The organism is Photorhabdus antumapuensis (assembly GCF_020387775.1).
Lineage (GTDB): Bacteria > Pseudomonadota > Gammaproteobacteria > Enterobacterales > Enterobacteriaceae > Photorhabdus > Photorhabdus antumapuensis.
The window spans coordinates 64,292-90,641 of sequence record NZ_JAHZMK010000024.1; the positions used below are offsets into that span (position 1 = coordinate 64,292).

Genomic DNA, 26,350 nt, shown 5'->3' on the forward strand with positions numbered 1-26,350 from the left:
CTATTATTTTGAAAACTACTTAGGGCAACCCATGTGACTGCTCCCCGCCGTCAAGAGGGTGTCGCAAAAGGTTAAGGGTTTACGGCGGTTTTTGCTAATTTTTTAATGTGTTCACAATACTAGTAGCTTGTTTTTTATCATTTGCCCCCATTCTAAACGAAGGAGATAAAGATGTTTGGATAGTCGTTGTGAATATAGGAATACCGTTGAATGATACTGTCATTTGGGTTCCAATGTTTTTATTGATTAGAGCATTAAGTCGAGGAAAACAGGGTTTATCTTTTTTTACTACTACTGATAACTCATTATTCATTCCATCATGTGATCCTAAATAATCAATTTGATCTGTACACGCTTGAGTTAAGATAAATTTGTCACCGGATAAAAATTCAAATTTTAACCCTTCTTTCGTTTGAATTAGCCTATTTCGATTGTTTTTATCGGAACATCCGGCTATTGCGGAGAGGAACATCATAATAACAAATAGATTTTTCATAATTTCGAACCTGTCATATTTAAAAAATACATATAGCCCCACTTAAAAATTAAGTTGGGCTATTAGTAGTATATTATTACTAATCCCAAGTAACAATAACATTTTGTCCGGTAGAAAAGCTTTTACATCTTATTTTGTCTATTCCCGCTCCTCCTCCATGGATCATGCAATCACCTGGGTCTGTACTGTTGGCATATTCATCTCCTTAAACAAACGTAAAAAATCAGTTATGTTGATAGGAAAATAATAGTTCTAGAACTCTATATATTATAAATAATATTTATGTTTATGTGATTTTTGTAGGTAATATTTTGTTTTTAAATAAAATAAATTAGTCTAACTAAATTGACTAGACCAACAAAAATAACTATGCTTAAAGTATGTACAACAAGAGGTCATGTTATGGAAAAGATTAACATCTACGATGCGAAAACTAACTTGTCCAGAATTATCCAGGAAGTTGTTCGCACTGGTGAGCCCGTAGTGATCGCCAAGAATGGTCATGCATTAGTTAAAGTTATCGCATACAGAGAAGATAAGCCTAAGCGCAAGCTCGGTTTCCTCAAAGGCAAAGGTAGCGTCCCTGCCAATTTTGACGATATGAACAGCGCTGAAATTATTGATATGTTTGAAGGAAAATATTCTTAATGCATTTGCTGCTAGATACCAATATCCTGCTGTTCATGGCGTATGAACCGGAAAAATTGAAAGCAGATATTGTTGATATACTTGAAGATACCAACAAAACTCTTTGTTTTAGTGCGGCGTCAGTATGGGAAGTGGTCATCAAAAGCAGTCTCAACAAACCTGATTTTTCCGTAGATCCCAAACAGTTCAGGGATGGGTTGTTTGAGGCCGGTTTGATTGAAATTCCCATAAAAAGCGAGCATACGCTTGTTGTGAACGTTTTACCTGAAAAACTACATAAAGACCCGTTTGACCGGTTAATTGTCGCTCAGGCGAAGTACAACAATATTCCACTGATCACAAGTGATAGTAAGCTGATAAATTTTATCAGTGATTACATAACCGTGATCCCTAACAAATAGCCAAAATCAGTATAGATAATTTAGATATAGTAGTTTCTATTGGGATCTGAGGCATGACCCAGACTTTTCAGTTTCGGAAGATCATATCACTTGGATGAATATGGTTGCGGATGGAGAATTTATTAAAGCATTAGGAGACATTCCATTTAAATATAGGTTCAAATATGCATAATTTTAAAGCCTCTTTTCTTGGAATAAAAAGTAAGATTAAGGAATAAGTAACTTATTTATGACTCTAAGTATAATCATCCCTTCTTATAACAAAAAAGAAAGCTTAATGTCTTTGCTCTCTTTACTAAACAAGCAAAGCGCGGACTTTAGTGACTTCGAAGTAATAGTTGTAGATGATGGTTCTAGCGATGAGACTTGTCTCGCTGTTACTAAACGAGTTTACAACTATAAACTCAAGTATATATACCTAATAGATTTCGAGTTGCATCGCGACGGCAAGGGAGCGAATCCCCGGGAGCATAGAGAACTATGTGACCGGGGTGAGTGAGTGCAGCCAACAAAGAGGCAGCTTGAAAGATAACGGGTATATATGTACCCGACGAAGGTTTCCGTGTAGCCCGAGCGAGAAATATTGGAGCTAAAAATGCAAAAGGGGAGCTACTAGCTTTTGTTGATGCTGACGTACTTTTGCCGAGCTATTTCGTTAAGAGAGTGATCAAGTTTCATAGCTCTAACCCACAATCAGTTTCGATTGGGAATGTATACGGTCTATACTCTGAAAATAAGTGGGATCTAAAAGTTGACCTAGATGATGTAGACAGCACAATTAAAAGGATGAAAGAACTAGGTGTTGGCGAAGATATTCGCCAAAGTTCGTATGCGAGATTCAACTATAAATTATGCTCTATGCCTGCACCCTGGGTTTTTTTATGGGGAACAATATTTAGTGTAGAAAAAGAACTCTTTGAAAAAGTGGGCTGTTTTGATGAACATTTTAAATCATGGGGTGGTGAAGATATTGATCTTGGCTTCCGGCTTCACAGAGCTAATTCTCAATTTCATTTGTTTGAGGGGATAGAAGGTGTACATCTGTCTCATCCAGAAAATGATGATGTAAACTATAGGACCAACTTAGAAAATAAAAAGTATATTTCTGAGAAGTATAGTAATGAAATGACAGATTGGCTTATAAAGGAAGAGAATATATTTAAATTAAATGATTTGATAATTTCAAAAAACACTAACGAGAAGGATTCATAATTCAGGAATGGGTTTCCCATTCCTGAGAAAGAAGTTTATATTTAACGATTTGCCACTTTCACCCGTAGTGCTTGTTTTTCTGCATCACTGATAAACGCGGTTTCCAGCCCATTTATCTGAGCCTGGCGAATTTGAGCAATAGATAAACCCGCAGCGGGGGCGGCAACTTCATATTCATGGCGGATGTCGATGCCTTCAACTGCCGGATCATCTGTATTAATGGAAGCAAGAATGCCTTTTTCCAGAAATCTTTTTAGTGGATGGTCCAATAAGGAATTAACGGTGCTGGTTTGAAGGTTTGAGGTTAAACAAGCTTCAATACCAATACGGTTTTCAACCAAATAATCCATCAATACGGGATCGGTAATGGCTTTTACTCCATGGCCAATACGAGTGGCGCCTAATTCCCTAATTGCGTGCCAAATACTTTCAGCGCCAGCAGCTTCGCCGGCATGGATGGTTATATGCCATCCAGCATCACGGGCTTTGGTAAAATGAGATTGAAAAAGATGGCCGGGAAAACCTAACTCGTCACCTGCCAGATCCAAGGCCGTAATATGTTGGCGGTGAGCTAGCAGACTAGCTAATTCCTGAGTACAGGCTTGTTCACCAAAAGTTCTGCTTAAAATTCCGATAAGACGAATGTCGATATCGTTATTTTGACGGGCAGAATGGATACCATCAATAATCGCTTCGACGACCCCTTCAACCGGCAATTTGTGGTTCATCGCCATGTAATAAGGGGAAAAACGTAATTCAGCATAGTCGAGCCCAGTATTGATGGCGTCTTCGACGTTCTCGATAGCAATACGACGACAAGCGTCCAAATCAGCGAGTACTGCCACCCCCCAATCAAGTTTTTGTAAAAAGCTTACCAAGCTCGGTTCATTTTCAATAATTTGTACGTGAGGGCGTAGTGATTCCAGATCATTTGCTGGAAGCTGAATATTATGCTGGTTGGCAAGATCTAAGATAGTCTCCGGCCGGATATTTCCATCGAGATGGCGGTGTAAATCTGTCAGTGGGAGCTGTATATCAATCATATTCCGGTCCTTTTCTATAAAAAAGCCAGTCAAATACGTTGACTGGCAATTTAATAAAACGTTTATCGGCGCGTTTTATTGCGCTGGTTGCACAGTACCTTCTACTTTTACCTTTCCACTGTCGTGGGTATCGCTTTCTGGCACTATTTGTTCTGGCGCTTCACCATCATCAGAAGGGTCGGATAAACCGTATTCAGACATGAATTGATGTAAGGACATTTTTTTACCGTTTATTTCTACATTACCATCTGCATAGTTAAATTTAATGCTGATAGCATCTTTATCAACCGTGGTAATTTTAAACAGTTGTCCTAATTGTTCAAACTGTTTTATCTGTTGTTCAGCATTATGTTCAGCTTTTGCTTTATCCACACCATTCATTATCATTGACTGAGTGGCGAGCTCAATCATCATAGGTTCTGGTAATGTGATATTCAGAGACATGTTATGAATTAAAGTGCGAATAGCTTCTTCTGTTTTCATTGAAGACAAGCTACTTTTATCTTTCGGCAAGTTCTTCAAACCTACTTGGTAATTAATGGTGCTTTCACCTTTGGTATTCTTCCAGGTTAATGGTTCAATACCAAATTGTGGATTGTTTTTCAGTAAAATAGGCAGGTTAGAAAATACCGCGTCAACAATCTCTGTGTTTGCCGCATCGGAAGAGAGATCACTAGAAGAGAGTGATTTGGCTGTGGCATCATTGTAAGCTTGAGTAAATTTACGCATAGCTTCACCGTCCAGACGATCTGCGGTAATTACAAACTTACCAGAACCAAAATCTATATTTTTCAGTTTGAGACTATCTAAACTATAAGTGATTTTCCCTTTCAGATTAGTTTCATCTTCACCGATATTTGAATCTATTTTAATACCGGAAAGCATCATATCTTCATTGCCGATGCCTTTTAGGCTGATTTCCTGAATTTTGACGCTTTGATCGCCAATATAGATATCAAATTTGCCTTTTTTATTGGCTAGGTTTAAATCAATACCTTTGACAAGGAAATTTTCGTCATTTTTATTGATGGCTAACTGGTCACTCTTGATTGCCAGTGATATCTCTTTCAGATCATGGCTGAGATCGGAAGCCAGTTTGGCACCGGAAAAATTGAACTTAGCACCATTTTTTTCAAAATCGACAGGAATGATATCAACATCAGAAATAACAGAACCACTATAACTGACACGTGAATCAGAAGTGAACAGCGATTTTCCTTTAGTGATTTCAAACAATGGTTTTAAAGATCCATTATTTTCCAGTTCGGAATGGATGGAAGCTATGCTAGGAATTAAGGTTAATTTTTTCACTTGTGTAAGTGGGAAAGGGCCGTGATCAATCACAGACTTAATTGAAATCTCTTCACCTGGTTTGATTTCTGCGTTTTTAACGCCATCTTTAATTGTCAGAACAATACGGACATCAGAACTGAACACGCCACGGTGGAAATCTTTACTCTGTAGCATCAGATCTGTTTCAGGGAAGGCTTTTTTCATCTCGGCATTGGCGCGGGAAATAGATTGATCTATACGTTGTTCAATCTGTTTACCTGTATACCATGAAGCTCCAGTCCAGGCTGCTCCCAAGGCAACAATAATGCCTACTGCCACTAACGATTTTTTCATAATGCAAATCCATCCTTTTAATGCATATTTTGCAGGTAATATGCATTCTCTTGGTATAAAAATGGCCGTTAACACAGCTTGGAGTTTAAGTCGTGCTTAACAGCGCCTGTGAATAAGTTTTAGGCCCAGATTGGTATTATTAATTAAAAACCCGGGCGGTAAAACCATCACCGTGAATTATCACAGCCTTTTCGGCAGCAGATATGAATACTGACTCACCTGGGAAAATTCTCAATTGGTATTCGCCAGATTGTATAACTGTTTGACCTTCAACACAAAAAACAATCGATGCTGAATTGTTATCAAGCGTAATTGACTGTTCTGATAGAGAATAAATAGAAAATGCAAAATCATCCACTGGAATAGGGAAGTTTTTCGCTGTTTTTTCCTGTCTTGGCAGCGTAAATAAGGTGTTTGTTGGTTTTGAAGCAAAGTCTAGGTTTGTCATTAGCTCAGGAATATCAATATATTTGTTGGTTAAGCCCGCTCGTAGGACATTATCTGAATTTGCCATCACTTCAAGAGCAACGCCTTCCAGATAAGCGTGAGGCGTACGGGCGCATAAAAACATGGCTTGACCGGGTTCAAGTTCGATGACATTAAGTAAAAGTGGAATAAATAGGCCATTGTCGTCAGGGTAAAATGCCGTCATTTTTTTGATGGAATCCCAGGGTTCTCCGAGCCGACTATTCAATGCTGATTTCAATACGCCAAGAGCTAACTGCTTTTGTTTACCACTCATATGCAGTAATTGGGAAAATAAGCAGGCAAGATTCTGTTCATTTGGTGTCTGAATAAAGAACGGAATCTTGGGATGGGCCGCAATAACAAATTCCAGTAATTGTGCGATTTCGTTTAATGGACGGAACCCATTCATTGCCCGGAAAGGGGTAAGGGCATAAACCAATTCGGGTTTATGGTTATCATCTTTGTAATTTCTTTCCGGGGAATCCAACGGAATACCGGCGATATTCTCTTTGGCAAAACCCTCTTCTGCGGATTTTTTATCAGGATGAACCTGAATTGAAAGAGGTTGAGCGGCGCACAATACCTTAAATAGGAAAGGCAACCGGTGAAATCTGTCTGAAACTTCTTTCCCCAGATATTTTGCCGGATCACTGGCTATTAATTCATTTAAGGCAACCGGTTTTCCCGTTATAGGATTGGCGACAATTGAACTGCTTTTAGGATGGGCACCCATCCATAATTCAGCCATTGGCAGATTATCTGGATTTTCAACACCATAAATATCCGTCAGGGCGGTTTTGCTTCCCCATGAATAGTGCTGGATCTGATTTATCATCTTCAACATGGCCGTTACTCTCTTTTTAAAAAAATCAATCTATTTCCTTTCTACCACAATACGATAAATACGACTTGGTTGGCATAATCAGGAACTAATATATGGCATGATAACAGAATGCTAATCAGTTTATCTGCAAAGACCGATTATGCATATTCGATTATTCTGTGTGTTAAGGAGAGATAGTAATGGCAGCCACTCGCATTGAAAAAGACTCAATGGGGCCGATCGAAGTACCTGCTGACCAATTGTGGGGAGCGCAAACTCAACGTTCACTTGAGCATTTTCGCATTTCGCAGGAGAAAATGCCGGTTGCATTAATTCATGCTTTGGCATTGACCAAACAGGCTGCGGCCAGTGTCAATATGGATTTAGGTCTTCTGCCGAAAGAACGTGGTGAAGCAATTATTGCTGCTGCGAAAGAGGTGCTGGAAGGTAAACATCCGACAGAATTTCCTCTTGCTATCTGGCAGACCGGTTCTGGAACACAAAGTAACATGAACATGAATGAAGTACTGGCGAACCGTGGTAGTGAGATCCTTGGCGGGGTGAGGGGTAACGAACGCCTTATCCATCCTAACGATGATGTCAATAAAAGTCAGAGTTCTAACGACGTTTTCCCAACCGCAATGCATGTTGCCGCTGTTATCGCGCTGCGTGAACAGCTTATCCCTGAGCTAAAAATATTACAAAAAACATTGGCTGATAAAGCTGAAGCTTATAAGGATATCGTTAAAATTGGTCGTACACATCTGCAAGATGCGACACCATTGACCCTTGGTCAGGAAATTTCTGGTTGGGTAGCAATGTTAACGCATAACCTGAAACATATTGAAGACAGTATCCCTCATGTTTGTGAACTGGCATTAGGGGGAACTGCGGTTGGCACCGGTTTAAATACTCATCCTGAATATGCTGTTCGTGTTGCTAAGAAACTGGCTGAATTGACTAGCCATCCGTTTGTTACTGCACCAAATAAATTTGAAGCCCTGGCAACTTGTGATGCTCTGGTTCATTCTCATGGAGCATTAAAAGGTTTGGCTGCATCCATGATGAAGATTGCAAACGATGTTCGTTGGTTAGCTTCTGGCCCTCGCTGTGGTATTGGTGAAATTTCAATTCCAGAAAATGAACCGGGCAGTTCAATCATGCCCGGTAAAGTTAACCCAACTCAGTGTGAAGCGGTGACGATGCTTTGTGCTCAGGTGATGGGGAATGATGTTGCGATTAATATTGGTGGGGCATCTGGCAATTTTGAGCTAAACGTGTTCCGCCCAATGGTGATTGATAACTTCCTGCAATCCATTCGTTTGCTGGCTGATGGTATGCGCAGCTTCAATGAACATTGTGCAGTCGGTATCGAACCTAACCGTGATCGCATTACTCAGTTGTTGAATGAATCTCTGATGCTGGTAACGGCGTTGAATACACATATCGGTTATGATAAAGCCGCAGAAATTGCTAAGAAAGCTCATAAAGAAGGGCTGACATTAAAACAATCGGCGATGAAATTGGGTTATCTGACCGAAGCAGAGTTTGATGAGTGGGTTCGTCCAGAAGATATGGTTGGCAGCTTGAAGTAATTGTTGTTTGAACCCTGAAAAATTGACCGGAGACGAGTGCTCCGGTTTTTTCTTATTTTTTTATCTTTACTAAGCGGGAATCAATGCCAAAATCTAGGCGTTTAATCGTATTTATATATTTATGAAAATCTTCCGCTATAGGATTCAGAATGACATTATTTTCGTAGGGGACAATGGCAGAGGGAACCATCAGGCCAATAGAATGACTGACCTCGAACCATTCACTGCCTATTTCCATTGTGTAAGTAGAGGGTACGGGATCATTCCAATCAGGAGGTAATGTATCAATGTCTAAAATATCAATTTGGTTTTCAGGAATGTCGATACTTAACAAAGCAAAATCAGTGAGAAGTTCATCGTCTCCGACATGAACAAGTATTTCTAGCACAGCCAGAGAGACTGAGGTAGCTACATAAACCGCAGGTCTTCCTATATTGTGCCAACGGCCTCCATACAACTTTGTCCCTCCATGCTGATTCGACATATTTTGAACGGGTAAGTCGGTATAAGATCACGATACAATTCCGTGCTCAATTCTGCCTATGAGATTCATGACATCTAGCGCTCCACTTTCTGTATCGAGCATTGATTCAGGCGTTACGTATCCTAAACCCCGGATAGGTCGTTTCATCCATTGAGCTGCTTTATCTTTGTCACCATTAAATAAATCTACAGCATGATCCATGACACGTACAAACCGAGCAATACGCTGACTTTCATCAGCAGTAAATTTACCTTTACTTGAGCAGCGTCTTGAATAGCTGCGTATTTGGATACCAGCAACCCGTAAAATATCCCTTTTACCAAACGTTGACCAATTTTGTATTTTATCAACTATAGTGACTGGTAACCCTTCATTTAATATTGCATTCAAATGTGGCCCACTGCTTGATGGGAAACCAACAGTTCGCCAAAGTGAGTTACTCTGGACTTTATGGCTTGGTGTAAAAACTCGCATAAGCACCTCTTTGGTCATTTGTCACTATTATAATAGACAGTTGACTACGCCTGGTCAAATAAACAACATGTGCTAAATCTCACGATATAAATGTAGCCTTGGAATAATCAACTCCAGTGGTTTGGCTTTGGGTTTATAACGATGCACTATGGCATTGGCATTGTAGTTAGCAAGTCTACCTATCTTTGGTTGGTTATCGCCATAGTCTACATAAAACGCAATTATTGGCAGGGGACAAGCATATTGCACCTGTTTTTGTTGTTCCGCATACCAGACTCGTGCAATAGGTTGTACTTTTACTGGGCGCTTGATTTTTAAAACCACATCATCAGGTAATGTTTTTATATCGATAATTTCTTTGGCGACCAATGCTGCCCATTGTTCACGAGAATAGGGGGAAACCGCACGCCCAGAGTTATAACTTTTCTCCAAACGTTGCAGAATTTGATCTTTTGTCACTTTATTGATGATGTTTTTATTTGCCCAACCAAAACGAACTGAATCGGGATTGAGAAGGGGAGTGATGGTTCTGTAGGCATTTAAAGTTATCAACCCATGTAACTGACTGTGAACAAATTCAAACCGTTGCTCTTTATCCACCCCTGATTGCACAGTTACGATATGTTCAAGTTCTGCTTTCAACTTATTAATTTCGTCAATCACAAGTAAAGCTGAACGATACTGTTGTTGATTGATAGAAAAACATAATACACCAGGAAGACGAACGGCCGCTTTACTGCTGATATTTTGAGTATTGTGATATATAAATAGCTTCAGGTAATGACTTAAACCTAAATTTAGGGCGTCATTACCTGTCATTTCATTAACTATTATTTCTGTTACTGGGTCATGTTCATTGCCTTTTTCTACATCAGGCAGAACGAACACATGAGCGGCCAACAAAGGATAACTATGTAATTGTTCGTACAGTTGTTTCAACTTACTTTCTTGTTTTTGGAAACAACTATTCAAATCTTCGATTGATAAATATTTACTCATTTGAATAACACTTTTAGTTACAACATACTTTTTATTATAAAATAAAAAACACAAATATTGAACTCAAAAATTGTATTTAAAACACAAACCACATGCCAACAAAACAAAAAAATATCCATCAGGCTTCATACATAACAGCCCCAGTTTGCGCAATAAGGATAGTTTAGAGCTCAGTTAGCCAGTAACTTGGATAAGGTTAACGATGACCACAAGCCGGTTTTGATTACTCGTCAAAATGGCAAGCCGGCAGTTGTCATAAGTCTGGAAGATTTCCAAGCCTACGAAGAAACAGCCTATTTGATGGCTAGCCCGAAAAATGCTGCACGCTTGAACCAAGCTATCGCTGAAGTGGAAGCAGGAAAAACAATTAAAAAGGATTTATTAGAAGAATGATTCTGTCTTGGGCTGAAACAGCATGGGAGGACTATCTCTATTGGCAACAAACCGATAAAAAAGTTCTAAAACGTATTTGCACACTCATCAAAGACATTAAAAAGCAACCCTTTGATGGATTGGGCGATCCAGAACCTTTAAAGCATAATTGGTCGGGGTACTGGTCTAGACGCATTGATAGAGAGCATCGCTTGGTTTACAAAGTAACAGATGATGCAATCATTATTGTGCAGTGTCGCTACCACTATTAATAAATGAGGGAACAGCATGACGCTGTTCCCGATAATAGTTATTTTATAAGTTATACCAAATATCAAGCAGGGCTAATTGTTGTATCGATTACTTGGTAAAAGGCATTTAAGGTATCTGAGATTGTCCAAACTCCCAGTATAACATGATAGCCTTGATAACCCTCTGGTACTGTACATTTATTAATAACTCTACTACCCGGCATTTTTTCCTGATAATCCTCAAAACAGAAAGGTGTGCTATTAAATTGCTCTCTGGTTAAAGGTTTATTGGGATCCCAATCAGGTTTGGTAATAAAATATTCCCAACTTGAGGTTTTATGTTGAATCATAATTTCCCACTGGAACTCAATACCACCGGCAGTAATAGGAATTTTTTTCCAACGATCTTCGGTTTGAATATCTAATGCGCCAAAATGACCAATGCCAGCGCTAGCAATATGACCATCTTCCGGACCAGCTTGTGGAAAGCCTTTCTTAGCTTCAAGAGATTGAGGCTCATACTTGACCAACCCACAATCCGTATTTTGTTCATTTCCCTGTGCGGAACAAAGGAATGCACGACTTCCTGGGCTATCAATATAGCCATGAGCCCATGCGCCATTAAATAAAGCTGTAATTATCGTAGCAGCTAAAGTCATCACTTTCACTTTATGTTGTTTATACATAATAGTGTCCTCCATTTACAGGATAATTTATCTACGACAAATAAAGCCCCAGGACTTAATTATTCATTCTAGATAAATATAATATAATTATCCATTTCATAAATTGATTAACAATCTAATTATATTAAGTTATTGAAATTTTGTTTAAAATATGCCTGTTACTATTTTTTGTAATATAAAACGATATAATTTTCCTAATTTATTTGACATAGCTCATATAATAGGCAATTGATGCGTTTTAGGTAACATCTGCTATTCTTGAGCTTGACGCAGAATTTTTTAGCGGGACGAGGGAAATTTAAAAAAATCCCTCGATGAAAATCGAGGGATTTGATTTGTGTAGGAAAAACAGCGGATCTCGGTGATTATCTTGTTAAAACTGACAAACAAGAGCTGTATCAAGGCAATTTCGTTGATAATCATCCCAAAAACCTAGGGGATAATCCTCGATATCGCTTTTTAACAGCATTGGTTTTTGCCATCTAAATTGTTTGAACCCCGCCTTTTGGATCGCTGTTTGATACTGTTCACGACTCCAACGATACATAGTGAAAGGACTGGGTGGTGTGGTAAGAAATTCAGCTCTCAGGAGAGTTGTATCTTTCACAGGCTCTTCACTCAGAATTTTTATACAATAATTTCCATAATTCCCTTTTTCTAATCGATAATCAGGTTCAAAGGTATATGCAATTAGTTTACCGGAAGGCTTGAGATGAGCGGCAATGACACGGAACATAGCTTCAAGGTCTTCAATAGATTTTGCATGGCAAAATAACCAAGCTGCATTGACTATGTCAAATTTGCCAAATGACTCCATCTTGCAGACATCTCTTACGTGAAATTCGATATCGTCACCGTATTGTTGTGATTTGCTTTTCGCAATTGCTATCATGTTATCTGATATATCGACTCCAATGACTTTTGACGCGCCACGATTCCTGTATTCTCGACTAAAGAGACCATATCCACAGGCTAAATCTAATACTGATTTCCCGTGTATATCTCCTGCCAGATTGAAGATAGTTCTGATTTCTACTTTGATATGGACAGCCGCATCTGAAAAGCTCTCGTAAAGATGTGCTATAGGGTCATATAAAGGGTCATCTTTCATGTTTTTTATCCTTAGCTAAAGGCCACAGTACTTTATTTATCGAAGAGGTATATTACTTAGTATGAATTAATAATTACTGAAAGTCTTTCTCTTGTTATATATTAATACATTAGTGATGAATTAGATATGATTTTTATATTGGTTAATTTTCGGGTAAACATGAAGGAGTAAATAAATATAAAACAATTATAATATATTTTGTGGAACTATTACTTTTATAATAATTATGTCATGTCATCAATTGTTGAAATGAGCTATACTCTCAGCGTTAAACAATAGAGAAATATCAATTAAAAGGAGATTATCATGCAGAATAATATTCTGGTCACAGGTGGTAAGGGAAAAACTATTAGTCACCGAAATATGACGATCAGCGTATTAACAGGAGTGAATCCTAGTTCACTGGATATCTTTATTCAGCGGGAATGTCATCGCTGGAAGTTTTAATTGTATGACTCGGGATAACACTTGTTCGAAGTAAAATTCAGTGGATAGGGATAGCACAATGAACACTGAGAATAAGAAAATAGTATATTCTCATTTTGTATTAAAAAATTATAATAATTTACCAATACATTACGGTTTAAAACAACTAACCTGTTCAAAACCGTAATATCTACCTAAATGCTAGAATAATATTCTACTAATGTTTAATAATATAAAGATCTTTTGTCGATACAAAACCCAATGGACTCATATAATACCCACCAATATAAGATTTGACTAATCTGACGCCGATATAGTAATAAACGGGAATTGCGGGTACATCTTTTGCCAGAATGTCTTCCGCTTGCTGAAAATATTTTCTTTCATTTGTTGCTTTAGCTTTATTTATCAAATCATCATAAGCATAATTGCTATATAAGAATGTATTATTAAAACTATCAGTAACAAAATTATTTAAAAACGAGGCAGGATTATCGTAATCAGCGATCCGTGCATATCTCACCATATCAAAATTACCTTGACGAATAACATCCAACATGGCTTTTCGTTCTTGGTTCTGTAAAAGAATATCTACATCCAGACTTTTTTTCCACATTGAAGTCGCTGCAATAGCAATCCGTTTATGCTCTTCTGACGTATTATAAAGAAGTTTAAATTTCAATGGGTTACTTCTATTATAACCCGCTTCATTTAATAATTTCCTGGCTTTCTCAATTCTTGCTTGTTGGGTCCATGATGCATAATCAGGTTGCCCTAAATTCATTCCGCCAGTATTTGGTGGGGTATGATTATAAGCAGGTTCTTGGCCTTGCCCCAAAACTTTATTCGCTATGATCTCTTTATCTAAAGCCAAATTTAATGCCTGTCTGACTCTGACATCATTAAAAGGGGCTTTTTGATTATTAAAATCATAATAATAAACACCTAATGCTGGTGTGATATGAACTTGATTACCTAATTTGGCCTTTAAAGATTTAAATAAAATCGATGGGATATTCTTGGTGATATCAATTTCCCCAGCTAGATAACGATTGATATCTGCCGTTTCTGATGCTATTGGAAGGTAAGTGACTTTATTAATAACAGTATGAGCACTGTCCCAATATTGTGAATTCCTGACGCCAACCACTTTCTCATTAACAACCCATTCGGACAACTTAAATGGTCCACTACTGACAAATACATCGGAATGAGTCCATTTTTCGCCATATTTTTCAACCGCTTTTTGGCTAATAGGTGCCATAACAGGGTAGGCCAACATCTGTAAAAAATAGGATACAGGTTGTTCTAACGTTACTTCCAACGTCAAATTATCCAGTGCTTTTACACCTAATTCATCGGTTTCTTTCTTGCCAACAACAATATCTTTTGCATTGACTACGTGCATGTTTCCAAGATAACTGCCATACGGAGACGCAATTTTGGGATCAACTAAACGTCGCCAGCTAAAAACCACATCATGGGCAGTAATAGGGGAGCCATCAGACCACTTTATTCCTTTTCTTAGATGAAATAACCACACTTTATTATCTTTGGTTTCCCAACTGACCGCTAAATCAGGATTGATTTTTCCATCACTGCCCGCTCGAATTAATCCACTAAAAAAATCATGAATAATATTAAATTCAACATCATTTTCAACTTTATGAACATCAAGAGACACAGGTTCTGAACCATTATTGCGAACGATATCTTGATTAACTGACAATAATGTACCTGCTGGAATAATTGCGGCATGAGATAATGCCAGATTGCCAAATATAATACCTGTGAATAAGGATATATTCCTTAATGTTTTATTCATTGTTTGTTCTCCAAGAAGATTTCATTTTTGGGTATCTATTTCAGGGAAATCAATTATTTGATAATTAAGGTTTTTATGTGCTCTTGTAAACCAAACCTCAGAATGTTTATGACTATTTAAGATATTAAGTTAGAATTATGTGATTCTATTGAATACCCTATTTTGAATAAAAGAGGTATAACTATAATTAAGTATTAGCATAAAATACTTAGCGCTACTTCATCAATATCATGAAATTTAAGCAATAAATCTAATTTGTTTTTTAATTATACACCTTGAAATATTCACTTATCACATGAATTATTTAAACCATTTTTCCTAAATAATACCCAACGGATGAGATACAATGTGGAAGCTAATATGAAACATAAAAAAATAAGTGATGAAGCCAATGAACAGAATGATGACCTGAGAGTCAGCCGTCGTCGTTTTATTCAAGCGAGGGTGGCACTTATATCTATTCCTTTTGTTTCTACCCACCAAACAACCGCCGGAGATAAAACAGACCAGAGCTCACTACCGATTAATGTTATTGATACAAGTGAAACGAAAGTCATACCCACCTGTAGTACATTTGATTGTGGAGGAAGATGCGATATCCGAGCTCATGTCCGAGCAGGCGTTGTCACCCGCATAACCACCAGACCTGATCATGAACTTGATGAAGCAATGCCGATCATGCAAGCTTGCGTCCGCGGCAAGGGCTATCGCAAATTTGTTTATCATCCTGATCGTTTAAAATATCCGATGAAACGAGTTGGTAAGCGGGGAGAAGGAAAATTTGAACGAATCTCCTGGGATGAAGCGACAACCATTATTGCGGATAAGCTGAGAAGCATTACTGAGAAATATGGCCCCGCTTGCCGCTATGTTAGCGTTAATACCGCGATAATTGGCGGTGTATCATCAGGGGATAAAATGTTACGTCGTTTATTTAATATTACCGGCGGACATTTACAATATTACCATTCCGTGAGTATGGGCAATACAGCGGCAGCGACACCTTATACCTACGGTGTGGCAACTTCGGGTAGCACACTGGATACCTTAGAAGATACCCCGTTGGTGATCCTTTGGGGCCATAATCCGGCTGAAACTATTTTTGGTCACACCAATCACTATTTCCAGAAGATGAAAAAAAACGGCACCAAATTTATTGTTGTCGATCCCCGTTATTCTGATTCTGCTTCCTCGTTGGCTGACCAATGGATTCCTTTGCTGCCAACAACTGATAACGCATTAATGGATGCAATGATGTATGTGATTGTCAGTGAAAATCTGCACGATAAAGGGTTTATTGATCGCTATACAATTGGTTTTGATGAAGACAATATGCCGGATGGCGTTCCTACCAATGAATCTCTGGTTGCTTACCTGACAGGTACTAAAGATGACATTGTGAAAACACCGGAATGGGCTGAAAAAATCACTAAAGTACCGGCAAATATCATTCGTCAATTTGCCCGTGAATATGCCAGCACGAAACCCGCCGCCCTGATTCAAGGATGGGGACCACAACGTCATATCTGTGGTGAACGTGTTGCACGTGGTTCAACAATTTTAGCTACAATAACCGGCAATGTAGGTAAAAAAGGGGGATGGGCAGCCGGTTTCGGTGGTGTCGCAGGTAATAAATCCCTTTATGGACTCGATGTTGGTAAAAACCCGGTAAAAGAAAAAATCTCCGTGATGAACTGGGTCCAAGCAGCCGATGATGCCAGTAAAGTTACCCCGGCAGATGGTTTAGTTGGTGCAGATAAGCTGAATACCAATATCCGTATGTTATTTTCGCTGGCCGGTAATTACCTTGCAAATCAAAACCCGGATATCAATCAGGCAGTAAAAATATTGGTAGATGAATCTAAAATTGAATTCATTGTCTCCAGTGATCTTTATCTAACACCAAGCGCCCGATATGCAGATATTTTATTGCCGGAAACCAGTTTTATGGAACGCTGGAATATTGCCTATCCTTGGGGTACCGGTAGCTATTTCATATTGTCATCAAAATTGATCGAACCTGAATTCGAACGGCGCTCTGATTATGAATGGATACGCGAAGTTGCAGAAAAACTGAATGTTGAACAGGAATTCAGTCAAGGTCGTGACGAAAAAGCGTGGATAGCCCATATTATGGAATCTAGTCGTCAGGCTATGCCAAAAGAAAATTTGCCCACTTTTGAGGAATTACAACGGGCAAGCAAACATCTTTTCAAAATACCTCCTTACGTGGCTTTTGAAAAAAATATTCGTGACCCAGAAAATCATCCATTTCCAACACCCTCAGGAAAAATAGAGATATTTTCTAAGCGTCTATACGACATGCAACATCCTGAGATCCCTGCGTTGTCGCATTATGTACCGGCATTCGAAGGGCCGGAAGATAAATTAACTGAAAAATACCCGTTGCAATTAATTACCTGGAAAGGGAAAAACCGCTCTAATTCAACCCAATATTCAAATCCTTGGTTAAAGGAAGTACAAATCCAGAAGTTGTGGATTAATCCGTTGGATGCGCAGAAACGCAAAATTAAACAAGGGGATTTGGTTCGGGTATTTAATGATCGCGGTGTTTCTATGATCCCGGCGGAGGTAACTCAACGTATTATCCCCGGTGTGGTGGCAATGCCGACCGGCGCATGGTGGCAACCGGATAAAAATGGTGTTGATTGGGGAGGTTGTGTCAATGTGCTGACATCATCCCGTAAAACCCCGCTTGCACACGGAAACTCTCATCAAACATTATTGGTTGAGGTCGATAAAGCATGAGTGAATTAATGGGCAAGAGAAGGGCAGAGTAACTATTGGAATTAAAACGTTGCAACTGCATTATCCAGATAATTGAACAGCAATTTATCATTGATCACACAAATGACGCCGGTGTATGTCTATTATACCCCATCAGATAGTAAAGGTGAGACAATAACCCTTGATGACTCACTGCAAAGGAGCCCCCGTACACCAGAGCCGTGGGCTCAGTAGTACCAGAGGCCACAACAGCGGCCCAAGGGGTGAGTGTGCTCCCTTTTAAGCAGCCTCACCCCGGACAGGGTTCTGAAATTCAAGAAGTTCACCTGTATAACAGCGCGGGGAAGGAAGTTAACTTTAACGAATTAGACGAGTTAGGAGAGTGGAAAATAACCCAGCAGCAAGGGGATTTACGCCCAATTCAGCGCAAAGTTCCATGATGTTAAAATTATCTAACTATTTCAGTCAGTGACTTATCCATTTCCCAACCTTCTTCAAATGGTGACAGGTTAACAAAATTGTCCCCAATGATTTATGCTCTTGCATTGATTCAGATATTGATGCAACATTGCATCAATATCTGAATCAATGAGGTAATAAAATGCGAACTACTGTCACGATTGATGATGTACTGTATGCACAGGCGCTGGAAATGGCCGATCCTAGCATGGACAAAGCTGATATTTTCCGGGAAGCAATGAAAACGTTTGTTCAGGTGCAGGCTGCAAAGCGGCTCGCTTCGCTCGGCGGTACATCGCCTGAAATGCAGACGATTCCCCGCCGCCGCGAGGAGCCATCCGCATAATGACTATTTTAGTTGATACATCCGTCTGGGTTGACCATTTCAAAAACCGGAATGACGGGTTGATTCAGTTGCTGAGCCGGGATCTGGTTCTGATTCATCCAATGGTATTGGCAGAGATAGCATGTGGTACCCCTCCGGCTCCAAGACTGCGAACACTTGGTGATCTAGGTCTCTTACCACCGAGCCATCAGGCCAGTATTGCCGAAGTGATGGCGTTTATCGAAAACGAAAAACTGTACGGGCTTGGATGTGGTTTTATTGATATTACGTTGCTGGCATCAACCTTAATAACGCCAGGAGCAAGACTTTGGACATTGGATAAGCGACTTGAGAGATTGGCTAAACGTCTTAATGTGAGTTATCAGCCGATTCATTGACCGGAAACTTATAATTATTTTTTCAGCGGGATTTGGGGTTTGAAGAGTAACGGAACCATAGAAACGAGAGCATAAAAATCCTTGGGGCACTCATACCGCAGTTCGCGTCTGAAGTAGATAATGTGCACCTTGTTGACTCCACTGCATCTGCTGTTTTTTCACCATGCGCTTAGCAATAACTTCATTGATCGTCGATTCAACAAATGAAGAGGAAATGGGTTCACCATACCGGTACATTTCACCGTAATTCGGGATCATCATGCGATTATTTTCAATATAGGTGTACATTTCATCTATATGTTTTAACAATGATTTATTATTACCATAATGCGATATGTCTTCATCACACATGGCAGCACAATCATCCAGGTGTTCTAATGCCTTAATCACATTTCCATGCCAGATAGACCATTTTGTACTGGTTAAAGAATCTAATAATTCTGTACCAAGCTCCGGATCGTTTTTAGATCGGGTGACCACAGAATTCCGCGCCTGTTGACATTAGCAAATACTTTTACCCACCTTAAAAAGGTGAGTAAAAGTACAAAAAATAGAAAGGAAAAGGTTATTGTAAGGAGAGGAGTTCTTCACGGCTAAGACCGGTGCTTTTCATAACCAGTTCAATACTGGCACCATTCTTTAAAAAGGCACGGGCAATATTAATTGAAGCTTGTTTTTCACCTTCCTGAATACCCTGTTGAATACCTTGCTGAATACCTTGTTCCCGTAATCTCTGTGCAATATTCATTATTGCCTCCTGATGGCTGCCTACCTGTTCAATCAGTTTCTGAAGTACCTGTTCAAAATGTGGAGAATCCATTGTAACAAACAGGTAGTTAAGAATAGTAACAACATCGTTGTCACTATTATAATTGTACTTAAGGGCCTGTGCCAATAATGTGGTCACAGCTTCAACCCTGTCTCGCAAATTTTTATGTTTCATCGCCAGTTCCATCACGGCGATTTTGCGATGATTGACTAACTCATTATCATCAATCACGGTCACATCGACTAGTGGAAATGGATTGAAATACACCTCTTCCGCTAAGCGAGGTAATGAAAAGCATTGTGTCCAGCGTTGCTGGAAAGGATAAGGGCTGCTATCACCGTGGTAAAACAAAACGGGCACAACCAGCGGGAGTTCCTTATTTCCTTGTTGAAGGTGTTGATTCATCGCCATAAAAGCATAATGCATCATGCGCCATGCCATCATTTTATCCGGCGTTGACTGATGTTCAACAAGTACATAAATATAACCGTCACCTTGTTGAGTTTTCACCGAATAGAGCACATCGGACATTCTTGAACGTAACTGACGGTCAATGAATGAAGAATTAGTCAGTGTTAACGTATTAAAATCACATAGCCTCTTAATTTTCTCCGGCAGATGAATGTCAAAAAAGTCTCGGGCATTCTCTATCTGAGCCATAAACCCTTTGAATGTAGCATCATGGGGTGTGGGGCGCGCCTTTTTATTATTCATATTTTCTTATTAAAAAATAATTCCCATCATCAGTGTACAGCACAATAAAGTCTAGTACCAAGGTGGTTTTATAATTCATCATGCTACGTTATCAGCCGTGACCAGTTGACTGAGCGCTTGTGCTGTCTGGCGCATAGGCTCAGCAAACACCAACAATGTTTCCAGTGAAACACGAATGGCAGGGGCATGCACATAGACACAGGCAATCAATCGATTTTTTTGATGAGAGCATAAAAAACCTTGGGGTAATCTTTTAATGTTCCCCTCAGATGACCGTTCTGAATGGCAAGCTGAAGGCACAACTTGAGCGTTGGTATCCTAGCATCAAAGATTTGCAGGAGAATGTAATGTTTGATTTTTCGGGAAACGGAACGATGTCCCTCTTGTTGAACTACCGAGAAATCCTCGGTAGTTGCTAAATACCTTATACAAGCATTTCTTGAATAACACTATAGGGTTACTTTGTGTTTGACTGGGCAATTATTAATTACATTAACGCATAGATGCCCGATAGCGAATATATCTTGGGCGGCGTTTTACCTGTACCATCCGACTTCGATCCGACATTTAAAGTGATGCTTCCGAACGACAACTGTCTGGTTTAAGTCAATAAATCTCTCAAATTGCGCCTGTAATAGCGCGACACAATGAGGAACATCAAATGGACCGCATGCTAGAAGGTAAGGTTGTGATTGTTACTGGCGGCGCGAGTGGCATCGGAGCAGGTATTGCTTTAGCCGCTGCACGTCATGGTGCAGCAACCGTCATTATCGGTGATATCACGGATCAACCCCGAGAGGGAGGAACGCCCGTGTTCCAGCGCCTTCGTTCGCTTGGTGCAAAAGCCATATTCCACCGGTGTAATGTCACCTCACGAAGCGAGATGGATGCATTGGTCGATGTTGCTACACCGTTCGGCGGTGTTGATTTGATGGCTTGCAATGCAGGAATTGCATTAGCTACCGATGGCCCACAGATTAGTGCAGACGATTTTCACAAGCTGCTTACGGTCAACCTTGATGGCGTTTTATTTGGCGCGCAAGCGGCGGCTGAACAGATGATAAAACTGGGCAAACGCGGAAGCATTGTGGCAACGTCAAGTATGGGGTCCATTAGGACAGGACAACTTACAACCGCCTATTCCACTAGCAAGGCTGGCGTGAATATGATGGTGGCCGCATTGGCCGATGCTTTTGGACCGTCAGGTATTCGTGTTAATGCAGTATGCCCAGGACTGATCAATACAGCACTTCCTCTTTCCTCGCCGGAAGTCGCGAAAATGTTTGATGGGTTACGGGAGAGGATGCCACTCCGTCGACTGGGAGAACCGGAAGAGGTAGGAAATGCGGTTGTGTGGTTAGGATCAGATCTCGCATCGTTTGTAACCGGTGTGTCACTGCTAGTCGATGGCGGGCAAACAGTAGTACTGTGAGGACAAGCATTTCGGTGGTTGATATATTCCGAAAGAGAGTAGGGTAAAATGGCTGTTTTTCAATCGCATACTGGAATTATTTACATGGAATCATCCGAGCTGAATATTTTCGCCAGTCTTGCCAATTGAGCAATTTCATTGTTGGAGGCGCCATTTCTGAGGATATCCAGTACCGTCGTGGATTCAGCCAGATCGAGTATCTTGATTTCACGGATGAAAAAATTGCATTTTTTTACGCCGCTGACTGGACCTAGATTAGCTAGTATTTCTGGAACACCTTTTAAGTATCCTTTATTACTGGTTTTTTTATTTACCGAAAACTGGAACACAGGATACAAATTCTCTATTCCCCAATTTAATACAATGAGTTTATGACTTTCACCATATTTGTTTACTGTCGGGCGAGTCACTCCTAATATATCAGCAACCTTACTGGACTTATAAACACCACCGTATTCCCCAAGATGGGAAAGAAAAACGTTTCTACTTTCGATAAATGCCTCGTGTTCTTTCTTTTCCGGTGTGATATTTTCCACTATTTCAACATAGTTAGCTCGTCCTTTGACTTCTGTCCAAAATTCATCATCAGGTAGCGTTAACAACTGAGAAATACTCTCTGAGTCTTTGTTTTTAAGCACATTAATAAAATGATTAGCAAGATTCATGATGCGTGCTTTGACCAATTCAGACTGATCAAATCCACTTTTCGGTTTTATTGCCAGGGCATTGGGTTCTTTCGTTGTTGTCCCCATAGCTACCTCAATTATTTTTGTCATTTTTAAAAAATAGCATACATGAAATGGTAAGATGTGGAAGTTTTATCACCAGTTTCTTTTTACATGTACCAAGAATTAATTAATAACGGATGGGTACATTGGAATCAACGCGGTTAAAATTCTTATGTACACTGGAAACGAAGACCATGAGTCGGTGATACCGGTTTGTCCCTCGATTTTCACCCTGCCACTTTTTGGCGCCTATGGTCTTAATCATTTGTAGAAAAACTTCAGCCAAGCGCCTTAATGCAAGCATTATTTCTCGGCACTCTTTCCACAAATCAGAATAAATAATATTATCATCTAAACTTAAACTAAATTCATAAAAAGGATCACCAAAAAAATAAGAGGTATATATGCACAGCCAAATTAATTCATTGCCCCAATATATGTTAGCGATCAGCATCATTAAGCCCGGAGGCCCGGAGAAATTGCATCTGGTTCAGGTTCCGCTACCACGGCCAGGAAAAGGCTACTTGTTGGTAAAAGTGGCTGCGGCAGGTGTTAATCGGCCTGATATATTTCAAAGAATGGGTTCTTATCCACCACCACCTGATGCATCTCCATTACCGGGGTTAGAAATTTCAGGAGAAGTGGTTGCCAAAGGTGAAGGTTGTGAACGCTGGAACCTTGGCGATAAAGTTTGTGCCCTTGTTGCTGGCGGTGGTTACGCTGAGTATTGCCTGGTACATGACGCCATTGCCTTACCCATCTATGGCTTGGATTTTGTTCAGGCAGCCGCATTGCCAGAAAACTTTTTTACCGTCTGGGCTAATGTTTTTCAGACTGGCAAGTTGAAACAAGGAGAAAATTTGCTGATTCATGGTGGTACTTCTGGGATAGGCAGTGTCACTATTATGTTAGCAAAAGCTTTTGGTGCCAGAGTTATTGCGACTGTCGGTTCTGATGAGAAAGCTAAAGTTGCCCACAGTTTAGGTGCGGACTTTGTGATTAATTACCGTAAAGAAGATTTCGTTGATCGGGTATTGAAAATCACTGGCAATCATGGCGTTGATATGGTTGTTGATTTAATCGGTGGTGATTATGTCAATAAAAATTATAAGGTTGCTGCTAAATTCGGGAGAATTATTCAGATTGGTATGATGAAAGGAGACCCTGAAAATCTTAATCTGATGCCCTTAATGCTAAAACGCCTGACTCATACGGGTTCTACATTACGCTCTCGCAATATAGAAGAAAAAGCAGAGATAGCCAAAGAGTTAGAAAAACATGTCTGGCCACTACTGAAATCAGGAAAAGTCAGTCCATTAATTTGTAAAGTATTTGATCTGAAAGATGCCGCTGACGCACATCGAATGATGGAAGCCGGTGATGTTATCGGCAAGGTTATGCTGGTAAATGTATCATCTTAACAGTACTTCTGCTTAAATCAGGGCTATTTCAACTTATAGCCCTGCGTTCTATCTACTAAGCACTTCACGTTAGAATAAATCCTTATAATTAATAGGCTTAATAATTGATAAATCATTATTTCCCTCGGTTTTTTGATTGGTTTTTATTCGTTCTTTGTCCTTGCGCACAAAATCAGAATTTATATCTAATGTCATTGTTAATATTTTAACAAATATAGTCTATATCTATTAACAAATGATCGTTTATGGATATGTTAATGACTAATCTATTCCACCTGATAGATTTTTCTTAATGTTTAGAATAATGAGGTATGACCAGCTATTGATAAGTTAGGTGGCATATAATTTTCTGTCTGCCTATCAGAGGATGATAGTGATTTCATTAACAAATAAAGAATTTCAGAATCTCTCTGTTGCTGACAGCCGTTTTTGTTAGTTGAAAAAGGGTATGTGATTATGACCAAGCAGTTTACTTCGCACTTAAACATTGATGCGTTGTTTTTAGGCCCTAAATCAGAGAATACGGTTTTTTTTAGAGAAATGATGGAATATGCCGTAAGTGAGCATATGCACTGGCGTTCTGATTTTCACCCAGAAGATCCCGCCCTGGTAACCTCAGTTGATCGTTACGCACCTGATTATAGAGAAACCCTTTATCGGACAGAGGGTATTCTGAACCAGCTCTCCGCCAAACTGAAAAACACCTCTGTTCCCTGGTTTTCTCCTCGTTATATGGGGCATATGAATGCCGATACCTTGATGGTTTCCAATCTCGCTTATGTCATGGCGATGATGTACAACCCGAACAATTGTGCCCACGAGTCATCACCGACAACAACGGAGCTAGAAATTGAAGCAGGGCTAGATTTATGCCGGATGTTTGGTTATGACCCCCGCCGAGCTTGGGGACATATCACATCGGGAGGAACCGTCGCCAATTATGAAGGGCTATGGGTTGCGCGTAATTTAAAAACCATGCCTCTTGCCATTGCACAACACCCGCAATCCAGTGATTTGGTCGCAAATAAATCAGAACAACAACTGTTGAATATGTCACCATCAGATATTCTGGATTTAACGGATGAATTAAAAAAGCGAGGCATTTTCGAAGAAGTTCGTGAACTTTCTTGCCGTGGTGTTGGGATAAAACAGGGAATGTTTGGCAAAGTCTTGGTTCCCCAGTCGAAACATTATTCATGGATGAAAGCAATGGATGTTCTAGGGATTGGTCAACAGCATATTGTGCCATTGCCGGTCGATGCAAATTACCGTACCGATGTTGAAAAAATGCGTGAAATTACGTTCAGTCTGATAGAGCAGGGAGAACCTATTCTAGCTATGGTAACCGTAGTTGGAACAACGGAAGTGGGTGCCATTGATCGCGTTGATGAAGTTATTGCGTTGCGTAAAGAGTGTGAAGAACGTTATGGCGTCTCATTTTATGTGCATATTGATGCGGCTTATGCAGGTTATGCCAGCGCAATGTTCCTTAACGAGCGGGGAGAGTTTATGGAATATGATGAACTTATCCGCCGTTATCGTGAATTGGCAATCATTCCCGAAGATATTATTTGGCCTAAACCTGAAATTTACCAAAGTTTCCGGGCCATGTGTCAGGCTGATTCAATCACCGTAGATCCTCACAAAGTTGGATTTATTCAATATGCCGCCGGTGCGGTATGTATGAAAGATAAGCGTATTGTTGACCTAATTTCCTACCGTGCAGCTTATGTTTTTGAAGATGTTGATACTCAACAGGATCAAGCCGTTAACCGGCGTGTCGTGCTCGGTGCTTCTATTATGGAGGGATCTAAAGCCGGAGCTATCGCCGCCGCGATTTGGGCTGCTCACCGATTGGTTCCACTTAATATCAGTGGCTACGGAAAAGTGATTGCTGCCGGTATTGTGACAGCCAATTGGATGGTTAAAAAACTTTTAACCACAGAACCATTGGTTGTTGATAAACGCCGGTTTGAAATTCATGCCATGCCGAATCCTGATTTCCATATGGTCAATTTTACTTTTAAAGAGCAAGGAAATGATGACTTAATGCATCACAACCATCTTAACAAACGGATGTACGAGCTTTGTTCATATACCTCTGGACGTACCTATACCAATGATTTTTTGACTTCTTCCACCTCCCTTGGTTATGAGGAGTATGGTGATACTCCCTGGCATTATGTTGAAGGTTGCGGTTTTGACCAAGAAGAATGGCAGAAAGTCCACAGTTTATATGTCTTACGTGCTGCTGTGATGACTCATTGTTTACGTAATGCTGACGATTTTGACGAATATTGGGAAAGGCTCCAGAAAATTTTTATCCACAAACTGACTCAAATTGTTGATGAAGAAGAAAAAAAGAAAGTGGTCTGATTTTCTATTATTAAATATTTATTGTTGATTCGAAGGGAAA

26 protein-coding genes and 3 pseudogenes are annotated in these 26,350 nt (G+C 39.8%); 15 read left to right on the top strand and 14 right to left on the bottom strand.

What is annotated here, in order from left to right; genetic code table 11:
- Positions 1 to 94 precede the first annotated feature (94 nt).
- A complete protein-coding gene (locus tag KZ793_RS10025) occupies positions 95 to 496 on the bottom strand; it encodes a hypothetical protein (protein WP_225815205.1) in 402 nt (133 codons plus the stop codon).
- 402 nt (positions 497 to 898) lie between these two features.
- Between KZ793_RS10025 and KZ793_RS10030 the strand changes: the two genes are divergently transcribed.
- The 4 genes from KZ793_RS10030 to KZ793_RS10040 all read left to right on the top strand — a co-directional run bounded on the left by KZ793_RS10030 (position 899) and on the right by KZ793_RS10040 (position 2,757).
- On the top strand, positions 899 to 1,144 hold the full coding sequence (locus KZ793_RS10030) for a type II toxin-antitoxin system Phd/YefM family antitoxin (RefSeq protein WP_225815206.1): 246 nt from the start codon (positions 899 to 901) through the stop codon (positions 1,142 to 1,144).
- On the top strand, positions 1,144 to 1,545 hold the full coding sequence (locus tag KZ793_RS10035; protein WP_225815207.1) for a type II toxin-antitoxin system VapC family toxin: 402 nt from the start codon (positions 1,144 to 1,146) through the stop codon (positions 1,543 to 1,545). Before KZ793_RS10030 ends, KZ793_RS10035 begins: the two co-directional genes overlap by 1 nt.
- A gap of 229 nt (positions 1,546 to 1,774) precedes the next feature.
- Complete coding sequence (locus KZ793_RS22860; RefSeq protein ID WP_397443597.1) at positions 1,775 to 2,044, top strand: glycosyltransferase; 270 nt, start codon at positions 1,775 to 1,777, stop codon at positions 2,042 to 2,044.
- Between the two features lie 38 nt (positions 2,045 to 2,082).
- A complete protein-coding gene (locus KZ793_RS10040) occupies positions 2,083 to 2,757 on the top strand; it encodes a glycosyltransferase (protein WP_317987458.1) in 675 nt (224 codons plus the stop codon).
- A gap of 41 nt (positions 2,758 to 2,798) precedes the next feature.
- Here KZ793_RS10040 and add read toward each other — a convergent pair whose 3' ends face one another.
- From add to manA, 3 genes are all read right to left on the bottom strand, one after another.
- Positions 2,799 to 3,800: an adenosine deaminase gene (add, locus tag KZ793_RS10045; protein WP_225815208.1), complete on the bottom strand. Its 1,002-nt coding sequence runs from the start codon at positions 3,798 to 3,800 to the stop codon at positions 2,799 to 2,801.
- Between the two features lie 75 nt (positions 3,801 to 3,875).
- Complete coding sequence (locus KZ793_RS10050) at positions 3,876 to 5,426, bottom strand: YdgA family protein (RefSeq protein WP_225815209.1); 1,551 nt, start codon at positions 5,424 to 5,426, stop codon at positions 3,876 to 3,878.
- A gap of 139 nt (positions 5,427 to 5,565) precedes the next feature.
- Positions 5,566 to 6,738 carry a mannose-6-phosphate isomerase gene (gene manA, locus KZ793_RS10055; protein ID WP_225815210.1) on the bottom strand — a complete coding sequence of 391 codons (1,173 nt, stop codon included), beginning with the start codon at positions 6,736 to 6,738 and terminating at the stop codon, positions 5,566 to 5,568.
- 179 nt (positions 6,739 to 6,917) lie between these two features.
- On the opposite strand from manA, the gene fumC reads away from it, so the two are divergent.
- Entirely contained in the window at positions 6,918 to 8,312 is a 1,395-nt protein-coding gene (gene fumC, locus KZ793_RS10060; protein ID WP_225815211.1) for a class II fumarate hydratase, read from the top strand.
- A 52-nt stretch (positions 8,313 to 8,364) separates the two neighbouring features.
- On the opposite strand, the pseudogene KZ793_RS10065 reads toward fumC, so the two are convergent.
- From KZ793_RS10065 to tus, 3 genes and pseudogenes are all read right to left on the bottom strand, one after another.
- Positions 8,365 to 8,827, bottom strand: a pseudogene (locus KZ793_RS10065) (RES family NAD+ phosphorylase).
- Positions 8,824 to 9,270: a type II toxin-antitoxin system antitoxin Xre gene (gene xre, locus KZ793_RS10070; protein WP_225815212.1), complete on the bottom strand. Its 447-nt coding sequence runs from the start codon at positions 9,268 to 9,270 to the stop codon at positions 8,824 to 8,826. The pseudogene KZ793_RS10065 and the gene xre overlap by 4 nt, the downstream one beginning before the upstream one ends.
- 72 nt (positions 9,271 to 9,342) lie before the next feature.
- Entirely contained in the window at positions 9,343 to 10,269 is a 927-nt protein-coding gene (gene tus, locus KZ793_RS10075) for a DNA replication terminus site-binding protein (RefSeq protein WP_225815213.1), read from the bottom strand.
- 174 nt (positions 10,270 to 10,443) lie between these two features.
- Between tus and KZ793_RS10080 the strand changes: the two are divergent.
- Both KZ793_RS10080 and KZ793_RS10085 read left to right on the top strand, forming a co-directional pair.
- Positions 10,444 to 10,662, top strand: a pseudogene (locus KZ793_RS10080) (type II toxin-antitoxin system Phd/YefM family antitoxin); the annotation flags it as partial.
- Positions 10,659 to 10,913 (top strand): Txe/YoeB family addiction module toxin, encoded by a 255-nt coding sequence (locus KZ793_RS10085; RefSeq protein ID WP_225815215.1) that lies wholly within the window; start codon positions 10,659 to 10,661, stop codon positions 10,911 to 10,913. The pseudogene KZ793_RS10080 and the gene KZ793_RS10085, both read left to right, overlap by 4 nt.
- A 62-nt stretch (positions 10,914 to 10,975) precedes the next feature.
- On the opposite strand, the gene KZ793_RS10090 is transcribed toward KZ793_RS10085, so the two are convergent.
- Together KZ793_RS10090 and KZ793_RS10095 are read right to left on the bottom strand one after the other, a co-directional pair.
- Entirely contained in the window at positions 10,976 to 11,578 is a 603-nt protein-coding gene (locus KZ793_RS10090; protein ID WP_225815216.1) for a lytic polysaccharide monooxygenase, read from the bottom strand.
- Positions 11,579 to 11,951: 373 nt separating this feature from the next.
- Positions 11,952 to 12,689: a class I SAM-dependent DNA methyltransferase gene (locus KZ793_RS10095; protein ID WP_225815217.1), complete on the bottom strand. Its 738-nt coding sequence runs from the start codon at positions 12,687 to 12,689 to the stop codon at positions 11,952 to 11,954.
- A gap of 306 nt (positions 12,690 to 12,995) precedes the next feature.
- Here KZ793_RS10095 and KZ793_RS10100 point away from each other — a divergent pair, with 306 nt between their 5' ends.
- The gene (locus tag KZ793_RS10100) at positions 12,996 to 13,136 is read left to right on the top strand and encodes a hypothetical protein (RefSeq protein WP_225815218.1); all 141 of its coding nucleotides are present in this window, start codon (positions 12,996 to 12,998) and stop codon (positions 13,134 to 13,136) included.
- 196 nt (positions 13,137 to 13,332) lie between these two features.
- On the opposite strand, the gene KZ793_RS10105 is transcribed toward KZ793_RS10100, so the two are convergent.
- A complete protein-coding gene (locus KZ793_RS10105; RefSeq protein WP_225815219.1) occupies positions 13,333 to 14,940 on the bottom strand; it encodes an ABC transporter substrate-binding protein in 1,608 nt (535 codons plus the stop codon).
- 360 nt (positions 14,941 to 15,300) lie between these two features.
- On the opposite strand from KZ793_RS10105, the gene KZ793_RS10110 reads away from it, so the two are divergent.
- The 4 genes from KZ793_RS10110 (at position 15,301) to KZ793_RS10125 (ending at position 18,870) form a co-directional block, all read left to right on the top strand.
- Positions 15,301 to 17,709 carry a DMSO/selenate family reductase complex A subunit gene (locus KZ793_RS10110; protein ID WP_225815220.1) on the top strand — a complete coding sequence of 803 codons (2,409 nt, stop codon included), beginning with the start codon at positions 15,301 to 15,303 and terminating at the stop codon, positions 17,707 to 17,709.
- Between the two features lie 248 nt (positions 17,710 to 17,957).
- Positions 17,958 to 18,128: a hypothetical protein gene (locus tag KZ793_RS10115; RefSeq protein ID WP_225815221.1), complete on the top strand. Its 171-nt coding sequence runs from the start codon at positions 17,958 to 17,960 to the stop codon at positions 18,126 to 18,128.
- 161 nt (positions 18,129 to 18,289) lie between these two features.
- Positions 18,290 to 18,493, top strand: a complete 204-nt coding sequence (locus KZ793_RS10120) for a type II toxin-antitoxin system VapB family antitoxin (protein ID WP_049585747.1) — start codon at positions 18,290 to 18,292, stop codon at positions 18,491 to 18,493.
- Positions 18,493 to 18,870 (top strand): type II toxin-antitoxin system VapC family toxin, encoded by a 378-nt coding sequence (locus KZ793_RS10125; protein WP_046395413.1) that lies wholly within the window; start codon positions 18,493 to 18,495, stop codon positions 18,868 to 18,870. The genes KZ793_RS10120 and KZ793_RS10125 overlap by 1 nt, the downstream gene beginning before the upstream one ends.
- Before the next feature lie 93 nt (positions 18,871 to 18,963).
- Here KZ793_RS10125 and KZ793_RS10130 read toward each other — a convergent pair.
- The 3 genes and pseudogenes from KZ793_RS10130 to KZ793_RS22550 form a co-directional block, all read right to left on the bottom strand.
- Positions 18,964 to 19,338 (bottom strand): annotated as a pseudogene (locus tag KZ793_RS10130) (ISKra4 family transposase); the annotation flags it as partial.
- A gap of 97 nt (positions 19,339 to 19,435) precedes the next feature.
- A complete protein-coding gene (locus KZ793_RS10135) occupies positions 19,436 to 20,353 on the bottom strand; it encodes an Rpn family recombination-promoting nuclease/putative transposase (RefSeq protein WP_225815222.1) in 918 nt (305 codons plus the stop codon).
- A gap of 78 nt (positions 20,354 to 20,431) precedes the next feature.
- On the bottom strand, positions 20,432 to 20,563 hold the full coding sequence (locus tag KZ793_RS22550; RefSeq protein WP_255619260.1) for a hypothetical protein: 132 nt from the start codon (positions 20,561 to 20,563) through the stop codon (positions 20,432 to 20,434).
- A 451-nt stretch (positions 20,564 to 21,014) separates the two neighbouring features.
- Between KZ793_RS22550 and KZ793_RS10140 the strand changes: the two genes are divergently transcribed.
- Positions 21,015 to 21,785 (top strand): glucose 1-dehydrogenase, encoded by a 771-nt coding sequence (locus KZ793_RS10140; protein ID WP_225815223.1) that lies wholly within the window; start codon positions 21,015 to 21,017, stop codon positions 21,783 to 21,785.
- 80 nt (positions 21,786 to 21,865) lie between these two features.
- Here KZ793_RS10140 and KZ793_RS10145 read toward each other — a convergent pair whose 3' ends face one another.
- Positions 21,866 to 22,537: a hypothetical protein gene (locus KZ793_RS10145; RefSeq protein ID WP_225815224.1), complete on the bottom strand. Its 672-nt coding sequence runs from the start codon at positions 22,535 to 22,537 to the stop codon at positions 21,866 to 21,868.
- 380 nt (positions 22,538 to 22,917) lie between these two features.
- On the opposite strand from KZ793_RS10145, the gene KZ793_RS10150 reads away from it, so the two are divergent.
- Both KZ793_RS10150 and KZ793_RS10155 read left to right on the top strand, forming a co-directional pair.
- A complete protein-coding gene (locus tag KZ793_RS10150; protein ID WP_225815225.1) occupies positions 22,918 to 23,934 on the top strand; it encodes an NAD(P)H-quinone oxidoreductase in 1,017 nt (338 codons plus the stop codon).
- Positions 23,935 to 24,390: 456 nt separating this feature from the next.
- Positions 24,391 to 26,310, top strand: a complete 1,920-nt coding sequence (locus KZ793_RS10155) for a pyridoxal phosphate-dependent decarboxylase family protein (RefSeq protein WP_225815226.1) — start codon at positions 24,391 to 24,393, stop codon at positions 26,308 to 26,310.
- The last annotated feature ends 40 nt before the right edge of the window (positions 26,311 to 26,350 follow it).